The 19133-nt window shown below is 62.8% G+C and carries 22 protein-coding genes; 10 read left to right on the forward strand and 12 right to left on the reverse strand.

What is annotated here, in order from left to right; all coding sequences use genetic code 11:
• Nucleotides 1-7 precede the first annotated feature (7 nt).
• Nucleotides 8-1951, forward strand: a complete 1944-nt coding sequence (locus M728_RS09690) for a MacB family efflux pump subunit (RefSeq protein ID WP_026621359.1) — start codon at nucleotides 8-10, stop codon at nucleotides 1949-1951.
• A 109-nt stretch (nucleotides 1952-2060) separates the two neighbouring features.
• Here the strand turns inward: M728_RS09690 and M728_RS09695 are convergent, their stop codons facing one another.
• Nucleotides 2061-2624, reverse strand: a complete 564-nt coding sequence (locus M728_RS09695) for a transglutaminase-like cysteine peptidase (RefSeq protein WP_026621360.1) — start codon at nucleotides 2622-2624, stop codon at nucleotides 2061-2063.
• A gap of 195 nt (nucleotides 2625-2819) precedes the next feature.
• On the opposite strand from M728_RS09695, the gene M728_RS09700 reads away from it, so the two are divergent.
• Both M728_RS09700 and M728_RS09705 read left to right on the forward strand, forming a co-directional pair.
• Nucleotides 2820-3656, forward strand: a complete 837-nt coding sequence (locus tag M728_RS09700; RefSeq protein WP_370906444.1) for a hypothetical protein — start codon at nucleotides 2820-2822, stop codon at nucleotides 3654-3656.
• A 369-nt stretch (nucleotides 3657-4025) separates the two neighbouring features.
• Complete coding sequence (locus M728_RS09705) at nucleotides 4026-4727, forward strand: thermonuclease family protein (protein ID WP_026621711.1); 702 nt, start codon at nucleotides 4026-4028, stop codon at nucleotides 4725-4727.
• A 172-nt stretch (nucleotides 4728-4899) separates the two neighbouring features.
• Here the strand turns inward: M728_RS09705 and M728_RS09710 are convergent, their stop codons facing one another.
• From M728_RS09710 to M728_RS09720, 3 genes are all read right to left on the reverse strand, one after another.
• Nucleotides 4900-5805, reverse strand: coding sequence for an aminoglycoside phosphotransferase family protein (locus tag M728_RS09710; RefSeq protein ID WP_026621710.1), 906 nt, complete (start codon nucleotides 5803-5805; stop codon nucleotides 4900-4902).
• Between the two features lie 71 nt (nucleotides 5806-5876).
• Nucleotides 5877-7145, reverse strand: coding sequence for an NAD(P)/FAD-dependent oxidoreductase (locus M728_RS09715; RefSeq protein WP_026621709.1), 1269 nt, complete (start codon nucleotides 7143-7145; stop codon nucleotides 5877-5879).
• Nucleotides 7146-7256: 111 nt separating this feature from the next.
• Entirely contained in the window at nucleotides 7257-7721 is a 465-nt protein-coding gene (locus tag M728_RS09720; protein WP_026617684.1) for an Lrp/AsnC family transcriptional regulator, read from the reverse strand.
• A gap of 219 nt (nucleotides 7722-7940) precedes the next feature.
• Between M728_RS09720 and M728_RS09725 the strand changes: the two genes are divergently transcribed.
• A complete protein-coding gene (locus M728_RS09725) occupies nucleotides 7941-8660 on the forward strand; it encodes an aspartate/glutamate racemase family protein (RefSeq protein ID WP_026621708.1) in 720 nt (239 codons plus the stop codon).
• A gap of 5 nt (nucleotides 8661-8665) precedes the next feature.
• On the opposite strand, the gene M728_RS09730 is transcribed toward M728_RS09725, so the two are convergent.
• A complete protein-coding gene (locus M728_RS09730; protein WP_026621707.1) occupies nucleotides 8666-9001 on the reverse strand; it encodes a hypothetical protein in 336 nt (111 codons plus the stop codon).
• A 108-nt stretch (nucleotides 9002-9109) separates the two neighbouring features.
• The gene (locus M728_RS09735; protein WP_026621706.1) at nucleotides 9110-9514 is read right to left on the reverse strand and encodes a helix-turn-helix domain-containing protein; all 405 of its coding nucleotides are present in this window, start codon (nucleotides 9512-9514) and stop codon (nucleotides 9110-9112) included.
• Between the two features lie 156 nt (nucleotides 9515-9670).
• Between M728_RS09735 and M728_RS09740 the strand changes: the two genes are divergently transcribed.
• Complete coding sequence (locus M728_RS09740) at nucleotides 9671-10558, forward strand: SDR family oxidoreductase (protein WP_026621705.1); 888 nt, start codon at nucleotides 9671-9673, stop codon at nucleotides 10556-10558.
• A 174-nt stretch (nucleotides 10559-10732) separates the two neighbouring features.
• Nucleotides 10733-11344, forward strand: a complete 612-nt coding sequence (locus tag M728_RS09745; RefSeq protein ID WP_026621704.1) for a 2-hydroxychromene-2-carboxylate isomerase — start codon at nucleotides 10733-10735, stop codon at nucleotides 11342-11344.
• Nucleotides 11345-11389: 45 nt separating this feature from the next.
• Here the strand turns inward: M728_RS09745 and M728_RS09750 are convergent, their stop codons facing one another.
• From M728_RS09750 to M728_RS09765, 4 genes are read right to left on the reverse strand one after another with little or no spacing between them, the layout of a single operon-like run.
• Nucleotides 11390-11917, reverse strand: a complete 528-nt coding sequence (locus M728_RS09750; protein WP_084044604.1) for a DoxX family protein — start codon at nucleotides 11915-11917, stop codon at nucleotides 11390-11392.
• The gene (locus M728_RS09755) at nucleotides 11907-12707 is read right to left on the reverse strand and encodes a DNA-binding domain-containing protein (protein ID WP_026621702.1); all 801 of its coding nucleotides are present in this window, start codon (nucleotides 12705-12707) and stop codon (nucleotides 11907-11909) included. The genes M728_RS09750 and M728_RS09755 overlap by 11 nt, the downstream gene beginning before the upstream one ends.
• Nucleotides 12694-13623 (reverse strand): DUF692 domain-containing protein, encoded by a 930-nt coding sequence (locus tag M728_RS09760; RefSeq protein WP_026621701.1) that lies wholly within the window; start codon nucleotides 13621-13623, stop codon nucleotides 12694-12696. The genes M728_RS09755 and M728_RS09760 overlap by 14 nt, the downstream gene beginning before the upstream one ends.
• A gap of 32 nt (nucleotides 13624-13655) precedes the next feature.
• Nucleotides 13656-13979: a DUF2282 domain-containing protein gene (locus M728_RS09765; RefSeq protein WP_026621700.1), complete on the reverse strand. Its 324-nt coding sequence runs from the start codon at nucleotides 13977-13979 to the stop codon at nucleotides 13656-13658.
• 241 nt (nucleotides 13980-14220) lie between these two features.
• Between M728_RS09765 and M728_RS09770 the strand changes: the two genes are divergently transcribed.
• Together M728_RS09770 and M728_RS09775 are read left to right on the forward strand one after the other, a co-directional pair.
• Complete coding sequence (locus tag M728_RS09770; protein WP_026621699.1) at nucleotides 14221-14754, forward strand: sigma-70 family RNA polymerase sigma factor; 534 nt, start codon at nucleotides 14221-14223, stop codon at nucleotides 14752-14754.
• A 1-nt stretch (nucleotide 14755) separates the two neighbouring features.
• Complete coding sequence (locus M728_RS09775; protein WP_026621698.1) at nucleotides 14756-15394, forward strand: NrsF family protein; 639 nt, start codon at nucleotides 14756-14758, stop codon at nucleotides 15392-15394.
• A gap of 214 nt (nucleotides 15395-15608) precedes the next feature.
• Here the strand turns inward: M728_RS09775 and M728_RS09780 are convergent, their stop codons facing one another.
• A complete protein-coding gene (locus tag M728_RS09780; protein ID WP_026621697.1) occupies nucleotides 15609-15821 on the reverse strand; it encodes a GDCCVxC domain-containing (seleno)protein in 213 nt (70 codons plus the stop codon).
• A 149-nt stretch (nucleotides 15822-15970) separates the two neighbouring features.
• The gene (locus tag M728_RS09785) at nucleotides 15971-16723 is read right to left on the reverse strand and encodes a pyridoxine 5'-phosphate synthase (RefSeq protein WP_026621696.1); all 753 of its coding nucleotides are present in this window, start codon (nucleotides 16721-16723) and stop codon (nucleotides 15971-15973) included.
• Nucleotides 16724-16918: 195 nt separating this feature from the next.
• Here M728_RS09785 and M728_RS09790 point away from each other — a divergent pair, with 195 nt between their 5' ends.
• On the forward strand, nucleotides 16919-17629 hold the full coding sequence (locus M728_RS09790) for a DUF899 family protein (protein WP_026621695.1): 711 nt from the start codon (nucleotides 16919-16921) through the stop codon (nucleotides 17627-17629).
• A gap of 311 nt (nucleotides 17630-17940) precedes the next feature.
• Nucleotides 17941-19038, forward strand: a complete 1098-nt coding sequence (locus M728_RS09795) for a hypothetical protein (RefSeq protein ID WP_026621694.1) — start codon at nucleotides 17941-17943, stop codon at nucleotides 19036-19038.
• The last annotated feature ends 95 nt before the right edge of the window (nucleotides 19039-19133 follow it).

The following is a 19133-nucleotide window of genomic DNA, read 5'->3' on the forward strand; positions in this document are numbered from 1 at the left end:
GCGCGCCATGGCACCCCTTATCTCACTCAAGAACGTCAGCAAGACCTATTTCAACGGCGATCTCGCCGTCGAGGTCCTGCACAACATCTCGCTCGAAATAGAGGCCGGCGAATTCGTCGCCATCATCGGCCGATCCGGATCGGGCAAGTCCACGCTGATGAATATTCTCGGCTGCCTCGATCAGCCGACTTCGGGCGACTACCTAGTTGACGGCGAAAAGGTCTCCGGTTTCGATGGCGACGAGCTCGCGGCGCTCCGCCGCCGCACCTTCGGCTTCGTTTTCCAGGCGTACAATCTGATCCCGACCGCGAGCGCGCAGGAGAACGTCGAAATGCCGGCGGTCTATGCCGGGGTGTCCGCACAGGAACGGCACGAGCGCGCGCAGGCGCTTTTGGAATCCCTGAATCTCGGTGACCGGCTCGACCACCGGCCGAGCCAGCTTTCGGGCGGCCAGCAGCAGCGTGTCTCGATCGCCCGCGCCCTGATGAACGGTGGGCGCGTCATCCTCGCCGACGAACCGACCGGCGCGCTCGACAGCCAGAGCGGCGCGGAGGTGATGGCGCTGCTCCGCAAGATGAACGAGAATGGTCACACGGTCATCGTCATCACCCACGCGCGCGAGGTGGCAGAACAGGCCGACCGGCTGATCGAGTTTCGCGACGGCCGCATCATTGCAGACCGCACTATGAATAGGCGGAGCAACCCGGACGCGGCGATAGGCCTTGCCCTGCGCACGCGCGCGGGCTTTGCGGCGATCGCGGATGTCTCGGAAGCGGTCAAGATGGCGGTGCGGGCGCTGCACGCCAATCTCTTCCGCACGATCCTGACGCTGCTCGGCATCGTCATCGGCGTCGGCTCGGTCGTCGCCATGCTTGCGATCGGCACCGGTGCGCAGAATTCCGTGCTCAGCCTCATCTCCTCGATGGGATCCGATCTTCTGCTGGTGCGCCCGAGCATGGCCAATTTCCGCGGCAGCGCCGGCGGAAGCAATGTCACCCTCGTGCCCGCCGATGCCGATGCCATTCTCGAATTGCCGAATGTCGCCTTCGCCGTGCCGGAAATGACGACGACGGTGACGCTCCGACGCGGCAATATCGACTATCAGACGACGGCCAACGGCACGGCACCGCAATTCACCGAGGCGAAATCCTGGAGCATCGGCCGCGGCGAGTTCATTAACCGCAGCGACATGGCAGGCTACGCGCCAGTCGCCGTCCTTGGGCAGACCGTCGTCAAAACCCTGTTTCCGGACGGTTCCGATCCAATCGGCCAATATGTGCTCGTCAACAAGATCCCCTTCCAGGTGATCGGGCTGATGAGCGAGAAGGGCGCGAGCGCCGGCGGCAACGATCAGGACGACGTGGTGTTCGTGCCGCTCACGACAGGCAGCATGCGAATCTTCGGTCAGCGCAACATCCGCACTATCACCATCAAGGTCGAAGACGCCTCGGCGATCGATTTGACGCAGGAGCGTATCCAGGCCCTGCTCAACGAGCGTCACAAGAGGGAGGACACGCAGATCACCAACATGTCGTCGGTACGCGAGGCCTTCACCGAGACATCGAACACCTTGAAACTCTTCCTCGGCTCTGTCGCGGCGATTTCACTGCTGGTCGGCGGCATCGGCGTCATGAACATCATGCTCGTCAGCGTCAGCGAGCGAACCCGCGAGATCGGCGTACGCATGGCTACCGGCGCGCGCCAGCGCGACATCCTGGTGCAGTTCATCGTAGAGGCGCTGGTGGTTTCCGCGATCGGCGGAGCAATCGGTGTCACCGCCGGTCTCGCGACCGGTTACGTCGCTCAAGTCTTTGGCATGCCGGTCAGTTTCACACCCGGGCCGGTGGTGCTCGCCTTCGCTTGCTCCTTCCTGACCGGTCTGCTTTTCGGCTACCTGCCGGCAAGAAACGCCTCGCGCTTACAGCCGGCCGTGGCGTTGAGCGCCGACTGAGTGGCCCCGAATAAGGTTTTCGGGCATTCGCTCACCCGTTCGAGCAGAACGAATCGGATTAATTCAAATCGTATCGCGACCGGCGCCTGACACGCGCCGGATCACCGGCTCAGATCTCTTGAGCGCCTTCGATCCGTTCCCAGCGCCGGCCGTTCGACTGCGATTGGCGTGCGAAATAGTTATAGGGCGTACGCGACCAGTCGCGAATCGAATTGGTAAGATTGTCGAGCACGAGATCGCCCTCGCTGGTGCGCACGGTGAGCACAGTATGACCGGCGCCGCGATAGCGAGCGACCGTCAGCAGCAATGCGGAGGCCGGCCAGCCGCGGTTCATGAGCTCTCGCTTCTTCAGGATCGCGAAGTCCTCGCAGTCGCCATAGGCGGTCGGTACGCGCCAGTCGTCATCCCTGCCGACATTCGCCTGGTCGCTCCGCTCCCTGATTCGGGCATTCACAAAACTATTGACCTGCTTGAGTTCACTGGCCTTCGCCGGGAGAAGGGCCACTCTCCCCTTGCCGCCGGTGCTGCATAGCTTCGGTTCGCGCGCGCAGAAAGAAGCAAAGGCCGGCGGCGGAAAGGCCTTGCCGGCAGTCTTCATGGTTGTACCGGCATCAGCGGCGCTTGGGGCCGCAATGAGCAAAAGAAGAGCGCTACGCGCGATGAGGCGTTTCATGAAAGGTCTCCCACGGCGGGCTAAAGTCCCCGCGTCCGACGTAGAGGATAGCCATTAAGGATTAATTAGCCGTTGATTAACTCGAAATAGGGCGATGTTGTGGCGAGGATACTAATAATTCGTAAATTGACCGCCGCCTTTTTAAAGAAGATCGTGGATTTATTTCTCAACAATTTATTGCGTTGGAGTAAATAAATGCGAAGAATTAACAGGGCGATACTTAAAACATTTTTCCTTCTCTCCACCGCATCAATAGCTTCCGTCATCGTCGTGACTGACGCAGACGCAGTACAGCGGCGGCGCATGACTGCTGCGCAATGCAGTCCGCTGACGGAAGACAACTTTGCAGCGTGCTGCATTGCAATAAATCGTATGACAATTCTTACGCCTGCGCAGATCAAAATGTGCCCGCCGCTGACAACCGCGACCATCGGTGTTGGCATCGGCAGGCACGATCGCAGCGATTCCACCGCTTCCCATGCAAGCGGTAAAGGTGCTGGCAGTGGCAGCAGCGGCAGCGGCGGCGGTGGCGGCGGTGGCGGCGGCGGCGGCGGCGGTGGCGACGGCGGCAGCGGCGGTGGTGGCGACGGCGGCGGCGGTGGCAGCGGCGGCAGCGGCGGCAGCGGCGGCGGTGGCGGCAGCGGCGGCGGTGGCGGCGGCGGTGACGGCGGTGACGGCAGTGGTGGCGGTGGCGGCAACGGTGGTGACGGCGACGGCAGCGGCGGTGGTGGCGGCGGCAACGGCGGTGACGGCGACGGCAGCGGTGGCGACGGCAGCAGCGGTGGTGGCGGTGACGGCGGCAGCGGCGGCGGCGGCGGCGGTGGTGACGGCGACGGCGGCGGCAGCGGCGGTGACGGCAGCGGTGGTGACGGCGGCGGCGGTGGTGACGGCGACGGCGGCGGCAGCGGCGGTGACGGCGGCGGCAGCGGTGGCGACGGCGGCGGCGGTGGTGACGGCGGCGGCGGTGGTGACGGCGACGGCGGCGGCAGCGGCGGTGACGGCGGCGGCAGCGGTGGCGACGGTGACGGCTAACGCAAAGGCGGCGGTAAGTAAGCAACAATGGCCGCGGCAGTGGCAACGGCCATTGAACCTGGCAACTCCAATAAGGGTGACAGCGACAGTTGAGGGCTGCGTCAGCGTGATCGGTCCCGGTGGGCGGCACTAGGAAAGCGCAGCTTTCCTGTGCATTCTGCTCCAGGGCGGCGCTCGAGCTAGAGGTCGGCCTAGACTGGGAAAGTGACAAGCCAGGGCGCTTACCCAGCAACATCAACCGCAATTCTTGAAGGGCGGCTCCTGCAGGCCGCCCTTCCTTCTTGACCCCCCAACAGAGGCGGGTCAGCGCGACAACCTTTCAGAAACTCCTCGCCCCGATAATGCCCTCGCAATCGAGGACCGAATCGCATGGCCAAGGGAACTTCCAGGAGACGCAAGCGCAGCACCAGCCGGAAGGGCAGCCGGGGCGGCATGGCGCCTTGGTATCTCGCGGCAATCGTGATCGTCGGCGGGATCGTCGCCTATGATCACCGGGAGAAACTCGGCGACCTGTCTGCCGGGCGGGAAATCGCGGCGCTGCTTGCCGAGCCGGCACGGAAGCCGAAAGTCGCAGCTACGCCCGCAAGACCGAAGGAACAGACCGGGTCAATCGTCAGGAAACCGGCATTGGCTGTGCCCTCGCCCGTCGAACGGCCGATGGAACAGGTGCCGGAGCCGGCCGCTCCGCGCCCGGTCGATAACGGCACATTCTATTTCTGCGGCATCCGCCACGACAACTGCGTCATCGATGGGGACACCTTCCTCTTCAATGGCGAAAGGATCCTGATTGCCGATATCGACGCGCCCGAGACGAGGCTGGCGAAGTGCGACGAGGAGCGCTCGCGTGGCTCCCATGCCAAGGCACGCCTTCGCGAACTCCTGAACGCCGGCAAATTCACGCTGGTCGCATCGGAGCGGAAGATCGGCGCCGACGAAGCCGGCAAGCCGCGACTGGTGGTGAGAGACGGCAAGTCGCTGGGCGAAACTCTGATCTCGGAGGGCCTCGTCAGAAGAAGGGCCGGCAGCCGTCTCTCCTGGTGCGGCCAATCCGGAGGCCGCGCTTCCGGCTGAGCCACCGCCGGGTATCCACTACAGCGCCGCGCGTCTTATCAGACGCGCAAAGGTCGCTGTAGCACTTTGAATTGCTGCATGTCTTTGTCCTTAAATCGAGGTCGATTTAAGGAGACATGCAGTAGAACAAGTCCTGCGTGGACGGAAAGACTTTCTTTTCCTTGATTCCGCTTCAGCCATCGCGTTCGTGGTCGGCAAGCACTTCGTCGATGACGCGCCGCGATTTTTCGACCTCGAGCCGATCGGTTCCCGGCATCCCGGCAGCAACGATCAGTGCCTTCCACAATGTCCATCCGCGGCCGCGCGCCCAGGTATCCCTGTCGAGCGGAAGGGCCGCGCGAAATGCCTCACGGCTTTCTCCCCTGAACATCGTCCAGGCAATCGATAGGTCGCAGGCGGGATCGCCGACGCCGGACGTGCCGAAGTCGATGACCGCGCTCAAGCGACCATCTTCGACGAGGAGATTGCCGGATGCGACATCGCCGTGGAACCAGACGGGCGCACCCTTCCATGTGGTCCCAAGGGCCGCGTCCCATACCGCCCGCGCCGCGGCGACGTCGATCTGCCCCTCGAGCGCTTCAAATGCCCAGCGGGTCTCATGGTCGTAGACCGTCAACGGCCCGCCGCGAAAGAAGTTGTGTTGCCCCGGCGGCGGCCCGCCTTCTGCGTCGATCCGCTGCAAAGCAGCCAGGAACTCGGCGAGCGTCGTTGCGAAGGCGCTCAAGTCGGCGATACGGGCATGCGTCGCGATCTCGCCCGCTCGCCACTGATAGACGGACCAATGCCACGGATAGCCCTGGTCCGGCCGGCCCATCGCCAGAGGGACAGGAATGGCCAACGGCAGAAGCGGTGCCAATTGCGGCAGCCAGCGCTGTTCCTTTTCCACCTGAAAGGCGTAGGAAGCAGCACTCGGCAGCCGCACGGTCATCTCGTCCCCGAGGTGAAAGGTCCTGTTGTCCCAGCCGCCGTGCCTGACCGGCATCACCGGCAGATCCGCCCACCGCGGGAACTGTGCCGCAATGAGACGCTTGACGAGAGATGCGTCGATATGTGGCCTGTCAGGGGAGATCGAGGACATTCGAGTAGCAACTTACCCTTGCGAAGCATCCCCAGTTTGCCCGGAACCTGCGAGTCCGGCAACCCGGTCGATCAGCCCGTCTCGCGCAAAGTCTCCTTCTGGGTGATTAGCCGGGCGCTGTGCTGGCCGCTCAGATAGGTCCAGAGCCAACTCCAGGCGACGGCGAAGCGACTGCGGGTGCCGATGAGGAAGTAGATATGGGCGATGCCCCAGATCCACCAAGCGAGCGTGCCCTTGAGTTTGATCCTACCGAAATCGATGATCGCAGCGCGCTTGCCGATAGTGGCAAGGCTTCCCTGGTGACGGTAACGGAACACGTCGGGCACGGATTTGCCTTCCAGCCTGGCGCGAATGACCCGCGCCACGAAGGCGCCCTGCTGCTTGGCCGCCGGTGCAATCCCCGGCACCGGCTTACCGTCTTCCTGTTTGACGGAAGCGGTGTCGCCTATGACGAAAACGTCCGGATGTCCGGGTGCCGTCAGGTCCTCAGCCACGAGCGCGCGCCCGGCGCGGTCGGCCTCGATCCCGAGCCATTTGGCAGCGGGCGAAGCCTGCACACCGGCTGCCCAGACGAGCGTGCGACTCGGCACGAAACGGTCGCCGATCTTCACGCCGGCATCGGTGCAGTCGGTGACCGCCGTTCCCGTGTGCACCTCGACGCCAAGCCTCTCCAGCGCTCTGCGGGCATAGGCGGAGAGATCCTCGCTGAAGGCAGGGAGAATACGCGGCCCCGCCTCGACGAGCACCACCCGCGCCCGACGCGTGTCGATCCGACGGAACTCGCCGGGGAGCGTTTTATGCGCCATCTCGGCAATGATACCGGCAAGCTCCACCCCGGTCGGACCTGCGCCGATCACCGTGAAGGTGAGGAGCGCGTCGCGCCTTGCCGGATCGTCCTCCACCTCCGCCTGCTCGAAGGCAAGGAGCACGCGGCGGCGAATGGTCGTCGCATCCTCCAGCGTCTTCAGCCCCGGAGCGACCGCCGCCCATTCGTCATGGCCGAAATAGGCGTGTGTCGCCCCGGTCGCCAGCACCAACGTGTCGTAGGAAACCGATTGCCCGTTCGCCAGCGCCACGGTCTTGATGGCCGTATCGACGGCCGTAACCTCGCCGAGAACCGTCGTCACTTCCGGCCGGTCGCGATAAAGATGGCGGATCGGCCAGGCAATCTCCGATGTCGCGAGCACCGTGGTTGCGACCTGGTAGAGCAGTGGCTGGAAAAGATGGTGGTTGCGTCGGTCGATCAAGGTGACTCGAACCGGTGCACCCTTGAGATCGTTGACAAGCTGCAGCCCGCCGAAGCCGCCACCGACCACGACGACGTGGTGTTTTTCCTGCATCGCCTTCCGCCCTGTTGGAACCAATCTGCAGATTGTTCAACTTCGCGCACCGGCCGGCAACCCTCTGCCGGACATGGCTGCATTGCGTCGCGCGTGGGGCGCTGCCGCATGCTAATCGGCGTAGCCGACCGGTACGGCCGTGCCGCTTTTCAGTATCTCCATAGAGATCGAGGCCGAAACGTCGAAGAGCTCGACCTTGCGCACGATTTGTTTGTAGACAACGTCATAATGCTCGACACGCGGCAGAACGACCTTGACGATGTAATCATAATTGCCGGTCAGCCGGTGCGCCTCCACGATCTCGGGGATGTCGACGATCGCGCGACGGAATTTCTCGATCCACTCGTCGGAGTGATGTGCGGTCTTGATCAGTGCGAAAACTGTCGTTGGCACGCCCATTTTCTGGCGATCGAGCACGACGATGCGCCGGGCGACGTAGCCTGCCTCCTCCAGCCGCTGAATGCGTCGCGAGCAGGCGGAAAGCGACAGATTTACCCGCTCCGCGAGATCACCCATCGCGACGCTTGCATCCTCCTGAAGGAGTGAGAGAAGCTTTCGGTCCCTTTCATCCAGCACGCCCTTGGCTCCCCACTAACCGCAGTAGCGACGCCTATATTTTGCACGAAGTCAATGAAATGCGCAAATGCTTCGCGAGCTTTGCCGGACACCTATTCATCAAAGCAAACAAATCCGGCTCGAGCCGCGCCATAATCCGACCGATGGAACGGAATCGGAAGTGGCAACGCGCACTTCCACGTTCGGTTCCAATGATCCGTAAAACAAGGGAACCAGACGATGGAAATGCGCAAGATCGGTCTCATTGGCGGCATGAGCTTCGAAAGCTCCGCGGTCTATTACCGGATGATCAATGAAGCCGTGCGCGAGCGCCTCGGCGGGTTGCGTTCGGCGGAGGTGCTTCTGCATTCGGTCGACTTCCAGAAGATCGTGGATCTGCAGAAGGCCGGCCGCTGGGACGATGCCGCCCTGCGCCTTTCCAATGTAGCGCGCGGGCTGACTGCCGGCGGTGCCGATTGCGTTCTGATCTGCACCAACACCATGCACCTCATCGCCGACCAGGTACAGGCCTCGGTGGACGTTCCGCTGATCAATATCATCGACGAGACGGCGCGGCGCCTCAGGGCGGAGGGCTGTCGCCGGCCGCTGCTGCTTGCTACCCGCTACACGATGGAGCACGGCTTCTACGCGGAGAGGATGAGAGCGCACGGGATCGACCTGGCGGTACCGGATGCCGAAGGTCGCGTGCTGACGCACAACGTCATCTTCGACGAGCTCTGCGCCGGAAAGGTGCTGCATTCTTCGCGCGCGGCGCTGATCGCGCTGATCGAAAAGGCGAAAACCGATGGCGCCGATGCCGTCATCCTCGGCTGCACCGAGATCTGCCTGATCCTCGACCCGGCCAAGCTACCGCTGCCGGGCTTCGATTCCACCGCCATCCATGCCGAAGCGGCGGTCGATTTCGCACTTGGGTGTGAAATGGTCAGCAGCGCGGCATAATGGGTTCAAACGCCGTCGGGCGGCGCGAAGAAGCAGTTCATGTGGTGCTCGGTCGGGTGTAGACAGATGTGATAGTCGCTGTCTCCGGACGGAATCTCGTCGCCGTATGGAATCTGAAATCTATGTTCCCTCGTTACCAGATGGTGGTCCCCAGGCCGCAGGGTGATCGAAAACCCGCGCCGCCCTTTCGACACACTTGCATCCGGAATTCGCTCACAATCGCCGCCTAGCTCGCTGCCCCGGCAGCACGCCGGGGGATAGGCCCAGCCGGTCACCATGGTGTGGGCATCGGCAGTGAGACTGGCGAGAACCGCAGCAGCGAACGCGAACTCTCTGACCATCGCGCGATTCCGATCAGTAAACGATCGTCATCATCCTTGCGGATTTTACACCCACCCGGCCGACCTGGCACGAAAAACCGATGCACCCGGATGCGCCCCGCGCGTCAGTCACCCGGTCGCATCAAATTCTGCCCGCGCCTTGCGGATCGCCTCATGGTTTTCGAGCGACCAATCGACAAATGGCTTGAGGATGGCGAGAAACGAGCGACCGAGGTCCGTCAAACCGTATTCCACGCTTGGCGGCTGCGTCGGATAGACGGTGCGGCTCAAATAGCCGTCGCGCTGCAGATCGCGCAATGTCTGGGTGAGCATCCGCTGGGAAATGTCGGGGATCAGCCGTCTGAGTTGCGAGAAGCGCAAAGGTCCGGCGGCGAGCGAGAGAATCATCAGTGAATGCCATTTGCCGCCGATATTGTCCATCACGTCGCGCACGGGACAGTTGTCGATATCCATTGGCACTCCGCAGACGATTGCCACTCGCTTGCCCTTCACCTCGCCCATCGCCCGGTTCATGGCGGTACCCTTTCCGTAACCACAGCAGAAAAAACTGCCTCCTTTACAGCTCTTAGCAGATTACGAGATAAGAGCAACTCTCAAAAAGAGACCAGCACTCAGCAGGAGCCTAATTGGTGTTGCGTAGCGAGGCTGGAAGGAAACGAAAGGAAACCCATGTCCGAAAAATTGCTCGTGACCGGCGCCGCAGGCCAACTGGGCCGATTGGTGCTCGACCAGCTTCTTGCATCCGGCGGAACGCGACCGGCCGATATCATCGCCACTAGCCGCGACCCCGCCAAGCTCGCCGAATATGCCGCCAAGGGCGTCGAGACCCGCGCCGCCGATTTCGATGACCCGGCCTCGCTCGATAAGGCCTTCGCCGGTGCCGATCGTATCCTTATCATCTCGACCGATGTCCTCGATCAGCCCGGAAAGCGGCTGAAGCAGCATCTTGCGGCCGTGGATGCCGCCAAGAAGACCGGCGCCAAGCACATCCTCTACACCTCCATGCCCAACCCGGAGAGCTCGGTCATTCCGTTTGCCTCCGATCATCTCGGCACCGAAAACGCGATCAAGGCAACGGGCATTCCCTATACGATCCTGCGCAACGCCTGGTACATGGAGAACCTTTTCCTCTCCCTGCCGCACGCGCTTCAAAGCGCACAATGGTTCTCGTCCGCCGGCAACGGCCGCATTTCGCACATCGCCCGCAGCGATATCGCTGCCGCCACGGCTGCGGCGCTGGAGTCTGGTTCGACGGAAAGCCGTACCTATACGCTGACCGGCCCTGCGGCTCTCACCACGAATGAAATTGCATCCCTCGCCGCCGGGGCCACGGGTAGGAAGCTGGACGTCGTGCACATTTCCGACGAGGCGCTCGCAGGCGGTCTCAAGGGCGCCGGTCTGCCGGACTTCTTCGTGCCGATCCTCGTCTCCTTCGATGCCAACACCCGCGCAGGCCATTTCGATGTCGTAACCGACGATGCCGTCGCCCTCACCGGCAAAAGCCCGATCGAACTCGCCGCCTTCCTCGAGGCGAACAAGTCGGCGCTTGCTGGCTGAGCAAACAGGAATGACGACAGGGCCCGACGGCGGATGCCGGGCTCTGTCGTTGCGGGCTCCGTCGCATCGGCAACTTCTCCGGGAAGCCCGCACCTCCGCCACCCTTTCGCCTCAGCGCATTGCTATCGTCGAGATCAGCTGAGTAGGAGGGACATGCGTTAGGAGGGACTGGCGATGACGGCGCCGATCGACTTCTGGTTCTCGATAGGAAGCCCCTACACCTTTCTCGCGGTCATGCGGTTGCCCGGAATCGCCGAGAAGGCAGGTGTCGAGGTTCGCTGGAGACCCTTCAACGCGCACGCGCTGCAAGCCCAGTCGAACGATGTGCCTTTTGCCGACAAGCCTCTCAAAGCCGACTATATGTGGCGCGACATCGAACGGCGGGCCGCGAAATTCGGCCTGTCCGTAAGGCTGCCGATCCCCTACCCGCTTCCCGAAATGGAACAGGCGAACCGCGTCGCGGTACTCGCCGGCGACGAAGGCTGGTGCCCGGCCTATGCGATCGCCACCTACCGGCGCTGGTTTGCCGACCGCGAGCCCTCCGGCAGCGAGCCGAACCTCTCGGAGAGTATAAAGGAGGCGGGACAAGACCCCGCTCGTGTGCTGCAACAGGCAAACTCCGACGCCGCCGCCCGGGCGCTTGAAGCCGCGACCGGCGAAGCGAAGGAGATCGGCATCTTCGGCTCACCCTCTTTCGTCGCCGACGGCGAATTGTTCTGGGGCCCCGATCGCTTGGAAGACGCCATCGAATGGCAGCATAATCTGGACCAGGGCAATCCGGGGTGAAACCTTGCTTTGTCGCCACCTATTGGGTGGCATATTGAGTTGCCCTCACATTTGTCGTCGGCCCGCGCCAGTGGCGAGCCACCAATCCGCAGACAGCCTGCCCGCACCCCAGGTCATGACGCCGAGCGCCATCGCCGCCCAGGTCAGATGAAGCGGCCATCCATCCGGTACCGTCAACTGGATGGCGATTGTCATCACCAAAAGCCCGAACGCGACGAGACGCGTCGCCAATCCCAAGACCAGCAAAGCAGACAAGAGAACCTCGGCGCAGGCGACCACGAAGGCGGTCACCGCCGGCGCAGGGAAGGGATATGGACCTCCGGGCAGGTACAATTGGAATTCCGATGTGAAGAGGAGAACCGCGACATCGTTCAACTGCAAAAAGCCATCCCATTTGCTCATACCCGAACGCCAGAAGGGTACGGCAAGCCCCAGCCGCAAGGCGAGTTGAGTAAGCGACGCCGGTGCCACGGTGGCAACCAGGCCGTCGATCCGACCGAGCCAACCTCCCCTTCCCCCGCCCTCGCGTCTGTCGAAGAATTTCCGTACCGAAATCACTTTCTCATCCTCCATGGCGGATCGCGGCAAAGGCGCCGGCCTCAAGCATGACGGCGACGGCAGCCGCGAGATCGAATTCCGGGCAGCACCTTTTTCCTACCGCCGCGGCGTTTCCGAATGGCTCGCCTCCAAGCAGATTGCTGAGGAAGACGTCAGCCCCCGGGGGAAGGCAGCGGACCTCCACTTCGAGCGCCGGCCGTGTGATCAGCGCGCTTTCTGCTGCCGCGACCTCGATGCGGCCGACCGGACCATCGCCGCGGTTCGCCAAAAAGACGGTCACGGCCGGATAGGCGGAGCGGATGATGCGGGTCGCCGGGTGCGGCTCGAAGACGATGCCGGCGAGGTCCACGGGTCGAACCGACGCCAGCGCGTGCGCTGGCAGGACGGCTGCGTCCGCCGCATGATAGGCGTCGAGCCAGGCGCGCTCGATGCGCGCGACGTCGGCTAGCCACGGCATGGACTGGGCATGTTCATACCGCTCGATGAAATCGGGAAAGTCCCGGCCGTATTCGAAGAGGAGCGGCGACATCGGTGGCGTCTCGCGGATGTGAAATCGGGCCATGGCCCGAAAGAATGCTTCGCCCGTGATGCGCATCGTCGCCGGAAACGTGGCGGCGAGTGCCTCGATGAGGCTGACGGTCACGTTGTTGCGATAGACATTGAAGCGTTTGTCGGCCGCCTTGCCGTTTGGGCCGGCAACGAGCGCCGGGGTCGGGCGCCCGGGGTCGAGCAGTCCGGGCGTGAAGCGCTCCGGATAGCCCAACCGCTCGGCGGCGTCGGCAGGACGTTCCTCAGCCGCGCGCATGTAATTTCTCCTGTCGGTGGCCCGCCGCGTGCCGATTCAGGATCGCTTGGGCCGCCTTTGCTTCGCGCTTCAGCACTGGCCACTCCGGAATGGCACTGTCCCATTCGATCAGCGTCGGGACGGGGCTACGCCAGCCGATCACGATATCGAAGAGCTTCCACACCGCGTCTGCGACCGGCCCATCATGGCTATCGATCAACAGGAGGTCGCCTTCATCGTCCTCCTGTTCGGCATGGCCGGCCAGATGGATCTCGCCGACATGTTCGAGCGGGTAGTCCGACAGATAGTCGAGCGCCGAAAAGCCGTGATTGGTCGCCGAGACGAAGACATTGTTGATGTCGAGCAACAGACCGCATCCCGTGCGTTTCACGATCTCCCGGATGAATGCGGTCTCGCTTATCGTCGACTCCTTGAAAACCACATAGGTCGAGGGGTTTTCCAACAGGAGCGGTCGGCCGATCGCCTCCTGCACCTCGTCGATATGCTCGGCGACGCGCCTGAGGCTTGCCTCCGTGTAGGGCAAGGGTAGGAGGTCGTTGTAGTAGGTCGTGTCGTGCGTCGACCACGCCAGGTGTTCAGAGACGAGCGCCGGCTCGTATCGCTCGACGAGTGTCGCGAAACGGCCGAGATGGTCCTTGTTCAAAGGCTGCGGCCCGCCGATCGACATGCATACGCCATGGAGCGAGACCGGATGATCCTCGCGTATTCGCGTGAGGGCCGCGTGCGGCGGCCCGCCAGCGCCCATATAGTTCTCTGCATGAACTTCGAAGAAACCGCCACCTCGCTCTTCGTCGGCGAGGATGGACGGCAGATGCTGGTGTTTGAAGCTGGTACCCGCCAGCCCATCGATCGGATGCGCCGGAAAGCGGAGAGTTCCCGGCTGAGCGCGATCCGTGTGACTTGCCACTTCCGGCATTGTCGCCTCCACTTTCCGGTGCTTGTATCGGCTTAAGAGGGAATGTCCCGCGACAGCGGTTCCGGCGAGCCCTTTCGGCCGCCCGGGAGTTCCATGGTCGTGCAGGTGCCGCCGTCCACGAATTTCCAGGCATTGCCCTGGTAATCGACAGTCGATGTGGCCTGGCAGGTCGTGCCTGGGCCGGCAGCGCAATCATTCTGCCCCTTGAGCGCGACGCCGTAACACTTCTCCTTGCCGGCATCCATCGCGGCTTTGACCTCGGCCTCCGAGAGCGGCGCGGCCATCGCGAGCGACGACACCGCGGTTGCCACAGCGCTGGCAAGCATGGCCGCGCTTATCGAGCTTCTGGTAGACATGATCTTCTTCTCCGTTGTTGCTGGGTGCGCCTTCCCTTCGGCACACAGAGCGTCCTTCGTCGCCAGCGGGAGAGATGTTACATTTGGCGGCTACACGCTTTCGTGAGCCGGGCGTGCTCTGAATTCACGGTGATTTTGGATTGACTCGGGAAGGACGAACGCTTCCGGTTTCATGACGAAAAGAATGCTGCAAGAACATGTAACAAGCGGCGGAAATCGGCGAATTGGGAGGAAGAAGCAGGTGAACGGCGCGGATGACGGCGATCTCGCCCGACTCTTTCGCTCGGCGCTTGGCGGCGACGAGAAGGCCTACGGCGATTTCCTCAACGACGCCGCGGCGCTCGTCCGTGTCTGGGCGCGCCGGAGAGCATATCCCGACCTTGATCCGGAAGATATTGTTCAGGAAACGCTGCTGGCGGTCCATCTGAAGCGCCACACCTGGCGGAATGACGGTCCGGTCAAGCCTTGGCTTTATGCGATCGCGAGGCACAAGCTTGTCGATGCTTTGCGACGGCACGGCCGCCACACACGCGTCGAACTCGGCGAGGTCGAAGAGGAGCTTGCGAGCGCAGAGGCGGAGACCGCCAGAGACTGGGAAATCGGCCGCGCACTCGAGGTGCTGACGCCGGGCCAGCGTTCCGTGGTGAGGGCGATATCGGTGGAAGGGCGCACGATAGCGGAGGCCGCAAGAAGCCTGGGCATGAACGAGACCGCAGTTCGCGTCGCGCTCCACCGCGGCCTTGCGGCCATCGCCAAGCGATTTGGACGGGAATGACATGGAAACGCATGAACTCATCAAGGCACTCGCGGCAGACACGAAGCGAAGCGGCATGCCGATGGCTTTCGCCTGGTCGGGCGCCGCCATCCTTGCAGTCGCCGTCGCTGCGGGCGTCTTCCTGGCGCTTCTCGGTCCGAGGTCCGACGTCGCAAACGCGATGCAGACGTTGCGTTTCCTCTACAAATTCCTGGTGACGATTGCGCTTGCGCTCAGCGCCGTAGGAGTTCTGCGGGTACTATCGCGACCGGAGGCCGAGCCGCGCACCTTTCTTCCCTATCTTGCCATCGCACCGGCGCTACTGCTCGCGGGTGTCCTCGCGGAGCTTGTCGCTGTGCCCGCCAGCGCATGGCCTGCGCGCCTCGTCGGAAGCAATGGCCTGGTATGCCTGACCTTCATTCCGCTGCTCGGCCTCGGCCCGCTCGCGTTGTTATTGCTGGCGCTGCGCCATGGAGCTCCCTCTCAGCCCACACTTGCAGGGGCGGTTGCCGGGCTCGCGGCCGGAGGCATCGCAGCAACCTTCTATGCCGCCCATTGCACCGACGACTCGCCGCTCTTCGTGGCTACCTGGTACACGGCGGCAATCGCCATCCTGGTGTTTCTCGGCTGGGTCGGCGCGCGCCGCTTCGTCCGCTGGTAACGGCTACTGCATGTTTCCTTAAATCGTACCCGATTTAAGGAGAAAAACATGCAGCAATTCAAAGTGCTACAGCGTCCTTTGTGCGTCTGAAAAGACGCACGGCGCTGTAGCGGGATTAGGAAAGCGTGCGCGGTTCTCCGCCCGCATCCCTCGCTAACCTATTGGAATTGATCAGGTTCATGATTTTAGGTCGATCCGCCCTAAAATCACGAATTCATCCGCCGTGCCGCGCCTCCTGAACCGGCGGACATGGCTCGGAGCCGTAGGAGCAGAACACGCAGCAATCGCCTTCCCTCGGCTTGATGATCGCGCCGCATCCCTTGCATTCGTAGACACGAAGACAGGCATCGATTGGCATCGTTTCGACCGCCTGGTAGCGACAGTTGGGGCAAGTCAGCACGGATAAAAGGTGAACCATACGGCGCATTCTCCTGCAGCTTCATCCGCTGCCGCATGATTTTACCTCACATCACTGCGCCGTGCCCATCTTCCGCGGGCGAGGCACGCGCCCCTGCAACAACCCGCCCTCCTCGGCCCTGTAAAAAATCGCGGCCGCCGCGCCCTATCGTCTGGTCGTCACACCGCCTCACCGCAGGCGCGGCGGAAGCGACGCACGGTTTCAGCCATGCCGTATTCGAGCGCATCCGCCGTCAGGCCGTGGCCGATCGAGACCTCGGCGAGCGCGGGAATGTGCTTTACGAGCAGGGGCAAGTTGGCGACCGTCAGGTCGTGACCGGCATTGACGGCGAGGCCGAGGCCGACTGCGATCTCCGCAGTGCGACCCAATTCCCCGGCAATCCGCTCGGCCTTCTCTTCGTCGTCGTAGCAGCCGCCATAGGGCCCGGTATAGAGCTCGATGCGGTCGGCTCCGGTCTCCCTGGCGATTTTAAGCGCCTCCGCGTCGGGGACGCCATCGGCAAAGAGCGAGACGCGGAAGCCTTTTTTCTTGAGCCGTCCGACCACGTTGCCGAGCAGATTATGGCTCTTGCGGAAGTCCCAGCCGTGATCGGAGGTCGCCTGCGCCGGATCGTCGGGAACCAGCGTCACCTGCTCCGGCTCGTGCCGCTCGACAAGCTCCAGAAACGTTTCGTTCGGAAAGCCTTCCATGTTGAATTCCGCTTGCGGAAATTCGTCGTCGATCAGGTCCCGGATCGGCTGGAGATCGGAAAAGCGGATGTGCCTCTGGTCGGGACGCGGGTGCACGGTCAGCCCGCTCGCTCCCGCCTCGAGCGCGATGCGACCGAGGTCGGTGACCGATGGCCAGGGAAGATCGCGCCGGTTGCGAAGCATCGCGACGGCATTGAGATTCACGGACAGTTTTGCGGGCATGTCAGAACTTTCGAACGGTTGCGCATGATGACGACGCCCGCTGTTCTACCGCAGATTTTGCGAAACCGGAATCGCCCGCTGCATTGCTCCGCGTGCCGGCAGCACATTTTTGACAATAATCCATTGGGTTGATATCAACGTTAAATTCGGCCGAGAACCGCAACCACTCGACATCGCAGACCGAGGAGAGCGATCATGACGAATGAGACCCCAATCATCCCCGCAAAAGAACTGGCGGCGCGCAATCGCGCTCGTTTCCCGAACGAAAGCGTCGAATATCGGCACGCACGCGACGCGCTTCTGGCCGAGGAGATCGAGCTCAGGCGGCACATCGAGCGCGTCGCTGAGATGCGTCGGCAGCTGCCGCCGGGCGGCGAAGTGACGAAGACCTATCGTTTCGAAGGGGAAGACGGGCCGGTCACCCTCGCCGACCTCTTCGCAGATAAGGATACGCTCGTCGTCTACAGCTATATGTTCGGCCCGCAGCGTGAAAAGCCATGCCCTATGTGCACATCGCTGATGGCATCCTGGGAGGGCAAGGTGCCGGACATCGAACAGCGCGTGGCGCTTGCCATGATCGCCCGTTCGCCGATCGAAAGGCTGATTGCCGCAAAGAAGGCACGCGGCTGGCGTCAACTGAAAGTCTATTCCGACAGCGATGGCAGCTTTACCCGCGATTATGTCAGCGCTGAAGACGCGGACGTACCGGGCTACACCGTCTTCACCCGCCGGGACGGGACGATCCGACATTTCTGGAGCGCCGAAATGAGCGGTGAGATGGCCGACCCCGGCCAGGACCCGCGTGACGCGCCCGACCCGGACCCATTATGGACCCTGCTCGACACGACGCCCGAAGGCCGCGGCAAAGACTGGTACCCGAAGCTAGAATATCCGAGCGGCGCCTAGTCTGCCGCAGGCTGCTGCATGTTTCCTCAAACCGCGGGCGCTTTAAGGATATAAAGCGTGCAGCAACGCAAGGCGCTGCAGCGACTTTGCGCGTCAGACGCGCGGCGCTGTCGGGCGGCGCCGCATAAAGCGGCGCGCCTCGCTTCGGATCGATACGTTCGGGCGCGTCTCTTGGAAAAATGAACAACTTTCTTGCCCCAACGCCTGACAACCACCATTTTTGGGCCTAAGTTCCGAATCAGGCTGTGGTTGCTTTATTTTCGAAAATGCTTTTCACGGCCTGTGAGCCGCATCCTTCTTGGAGCATATTGATGACGCCAGCCGAAAGGCCCAGCGACGAGACGATCCGGCTTGCGCTCGACCGGATCCTCGACAGCAAGGGTTTCCAGCGCTCCGAGCGGCTGCGCGCCTTCCTCGCCTACGTGGTCGAAAAGGAAATCGCTGGAGAGGGAAGCCAACTGAAGGGCTATACGATCGCTATCGATGTCTTCGGCCGCGGCCAGACCTTCGATGCCGATAGCGACCCTCTTGTGCGGGTCCACGCCGGCAAGCTGCGCAAGTTGCTCAGGGCTTTTTATGAGACGGAAGGCGCCCGAGAAGAATGGCAGATCAGCATTCCCAAGGGGGGCTATGTGCCGGAGTATCGGCGGCCGCGCGGCCACTCGCCGGGCGCCTCTCTGCCGTCCGACGACCGCCAAAGGGCGCCTGGACGCCCAGCCGCATGGAAACCGGTGCCCTTCTCCTCCCCCTGGGCGGTATTGACCGTGTTGCCGCTTCTTCTGTTCGCGCCGCTGCCTTCGCCGGAAATGGCGCTCGACATCGACGCCGAGGCCAAGTTGTTCAGCGGCTCGACGACGGCCGCGCGCGGCCTTCCTTTGGTCATCATCCGTGTGAATGGCCCGCAGCACGGCAGTGCCAAGTCGTTCGTCGCAACACTGAAACAGCTCGCAGCACGCCACAAGACGCTTGCGCGAGCGAGCGCGGCTGACGACAAACGGCCAACCGGCGCCAATTCGGCATTGACATTCTTCGTCACCGTCTCCTGGCAGGAGGCACCGGCCGCCGGCATCCACGTCACCCTGTTGCATGACGGCGAAGACATTCCGCTGTGGCGCGATTTCATCGCCGCGGAGCGGCTGGCAAGCAAGGCCGACGTCCTTTACGAAACCACCTCATTAGCCGCGCATCTATTTTCGTTGGATGGCGAGATCTATGCCCATGCCGCGCTGGAAGGACTGCAGAGCGCATTGATGAAATGCATGGCCGCGACCGCGCGCTACCGCAAACTACTCACCCGCGACAGCTTCCAGGAAGCCTGGAGTTGCCAGCAGAAACTCGGGCCGCTGCGCGGCGACGAACCCCTCTTCACCCTCTCGGCCAACAGCCCGCGCAGAGTAATCGGCCACTGATCAGCGTCGGGGAACACGTTCAAGCTTGAGCGGTCCGACGGCTTAACATGGCGCTGATTCAGAGACAAAATCGCCCGACACTTTGAGAAGCGACA

Source organism: Ensifer sp. WSM1721, from assembly GCF_000513895.2.
In the GTDB taxonomy this organism is placed as follows: domain Bacteria; phylum Pseudomonadota; class Alphaproteobacteria; order Rhizobiales; family Rhizobiaceae; genus Sinorhizobium.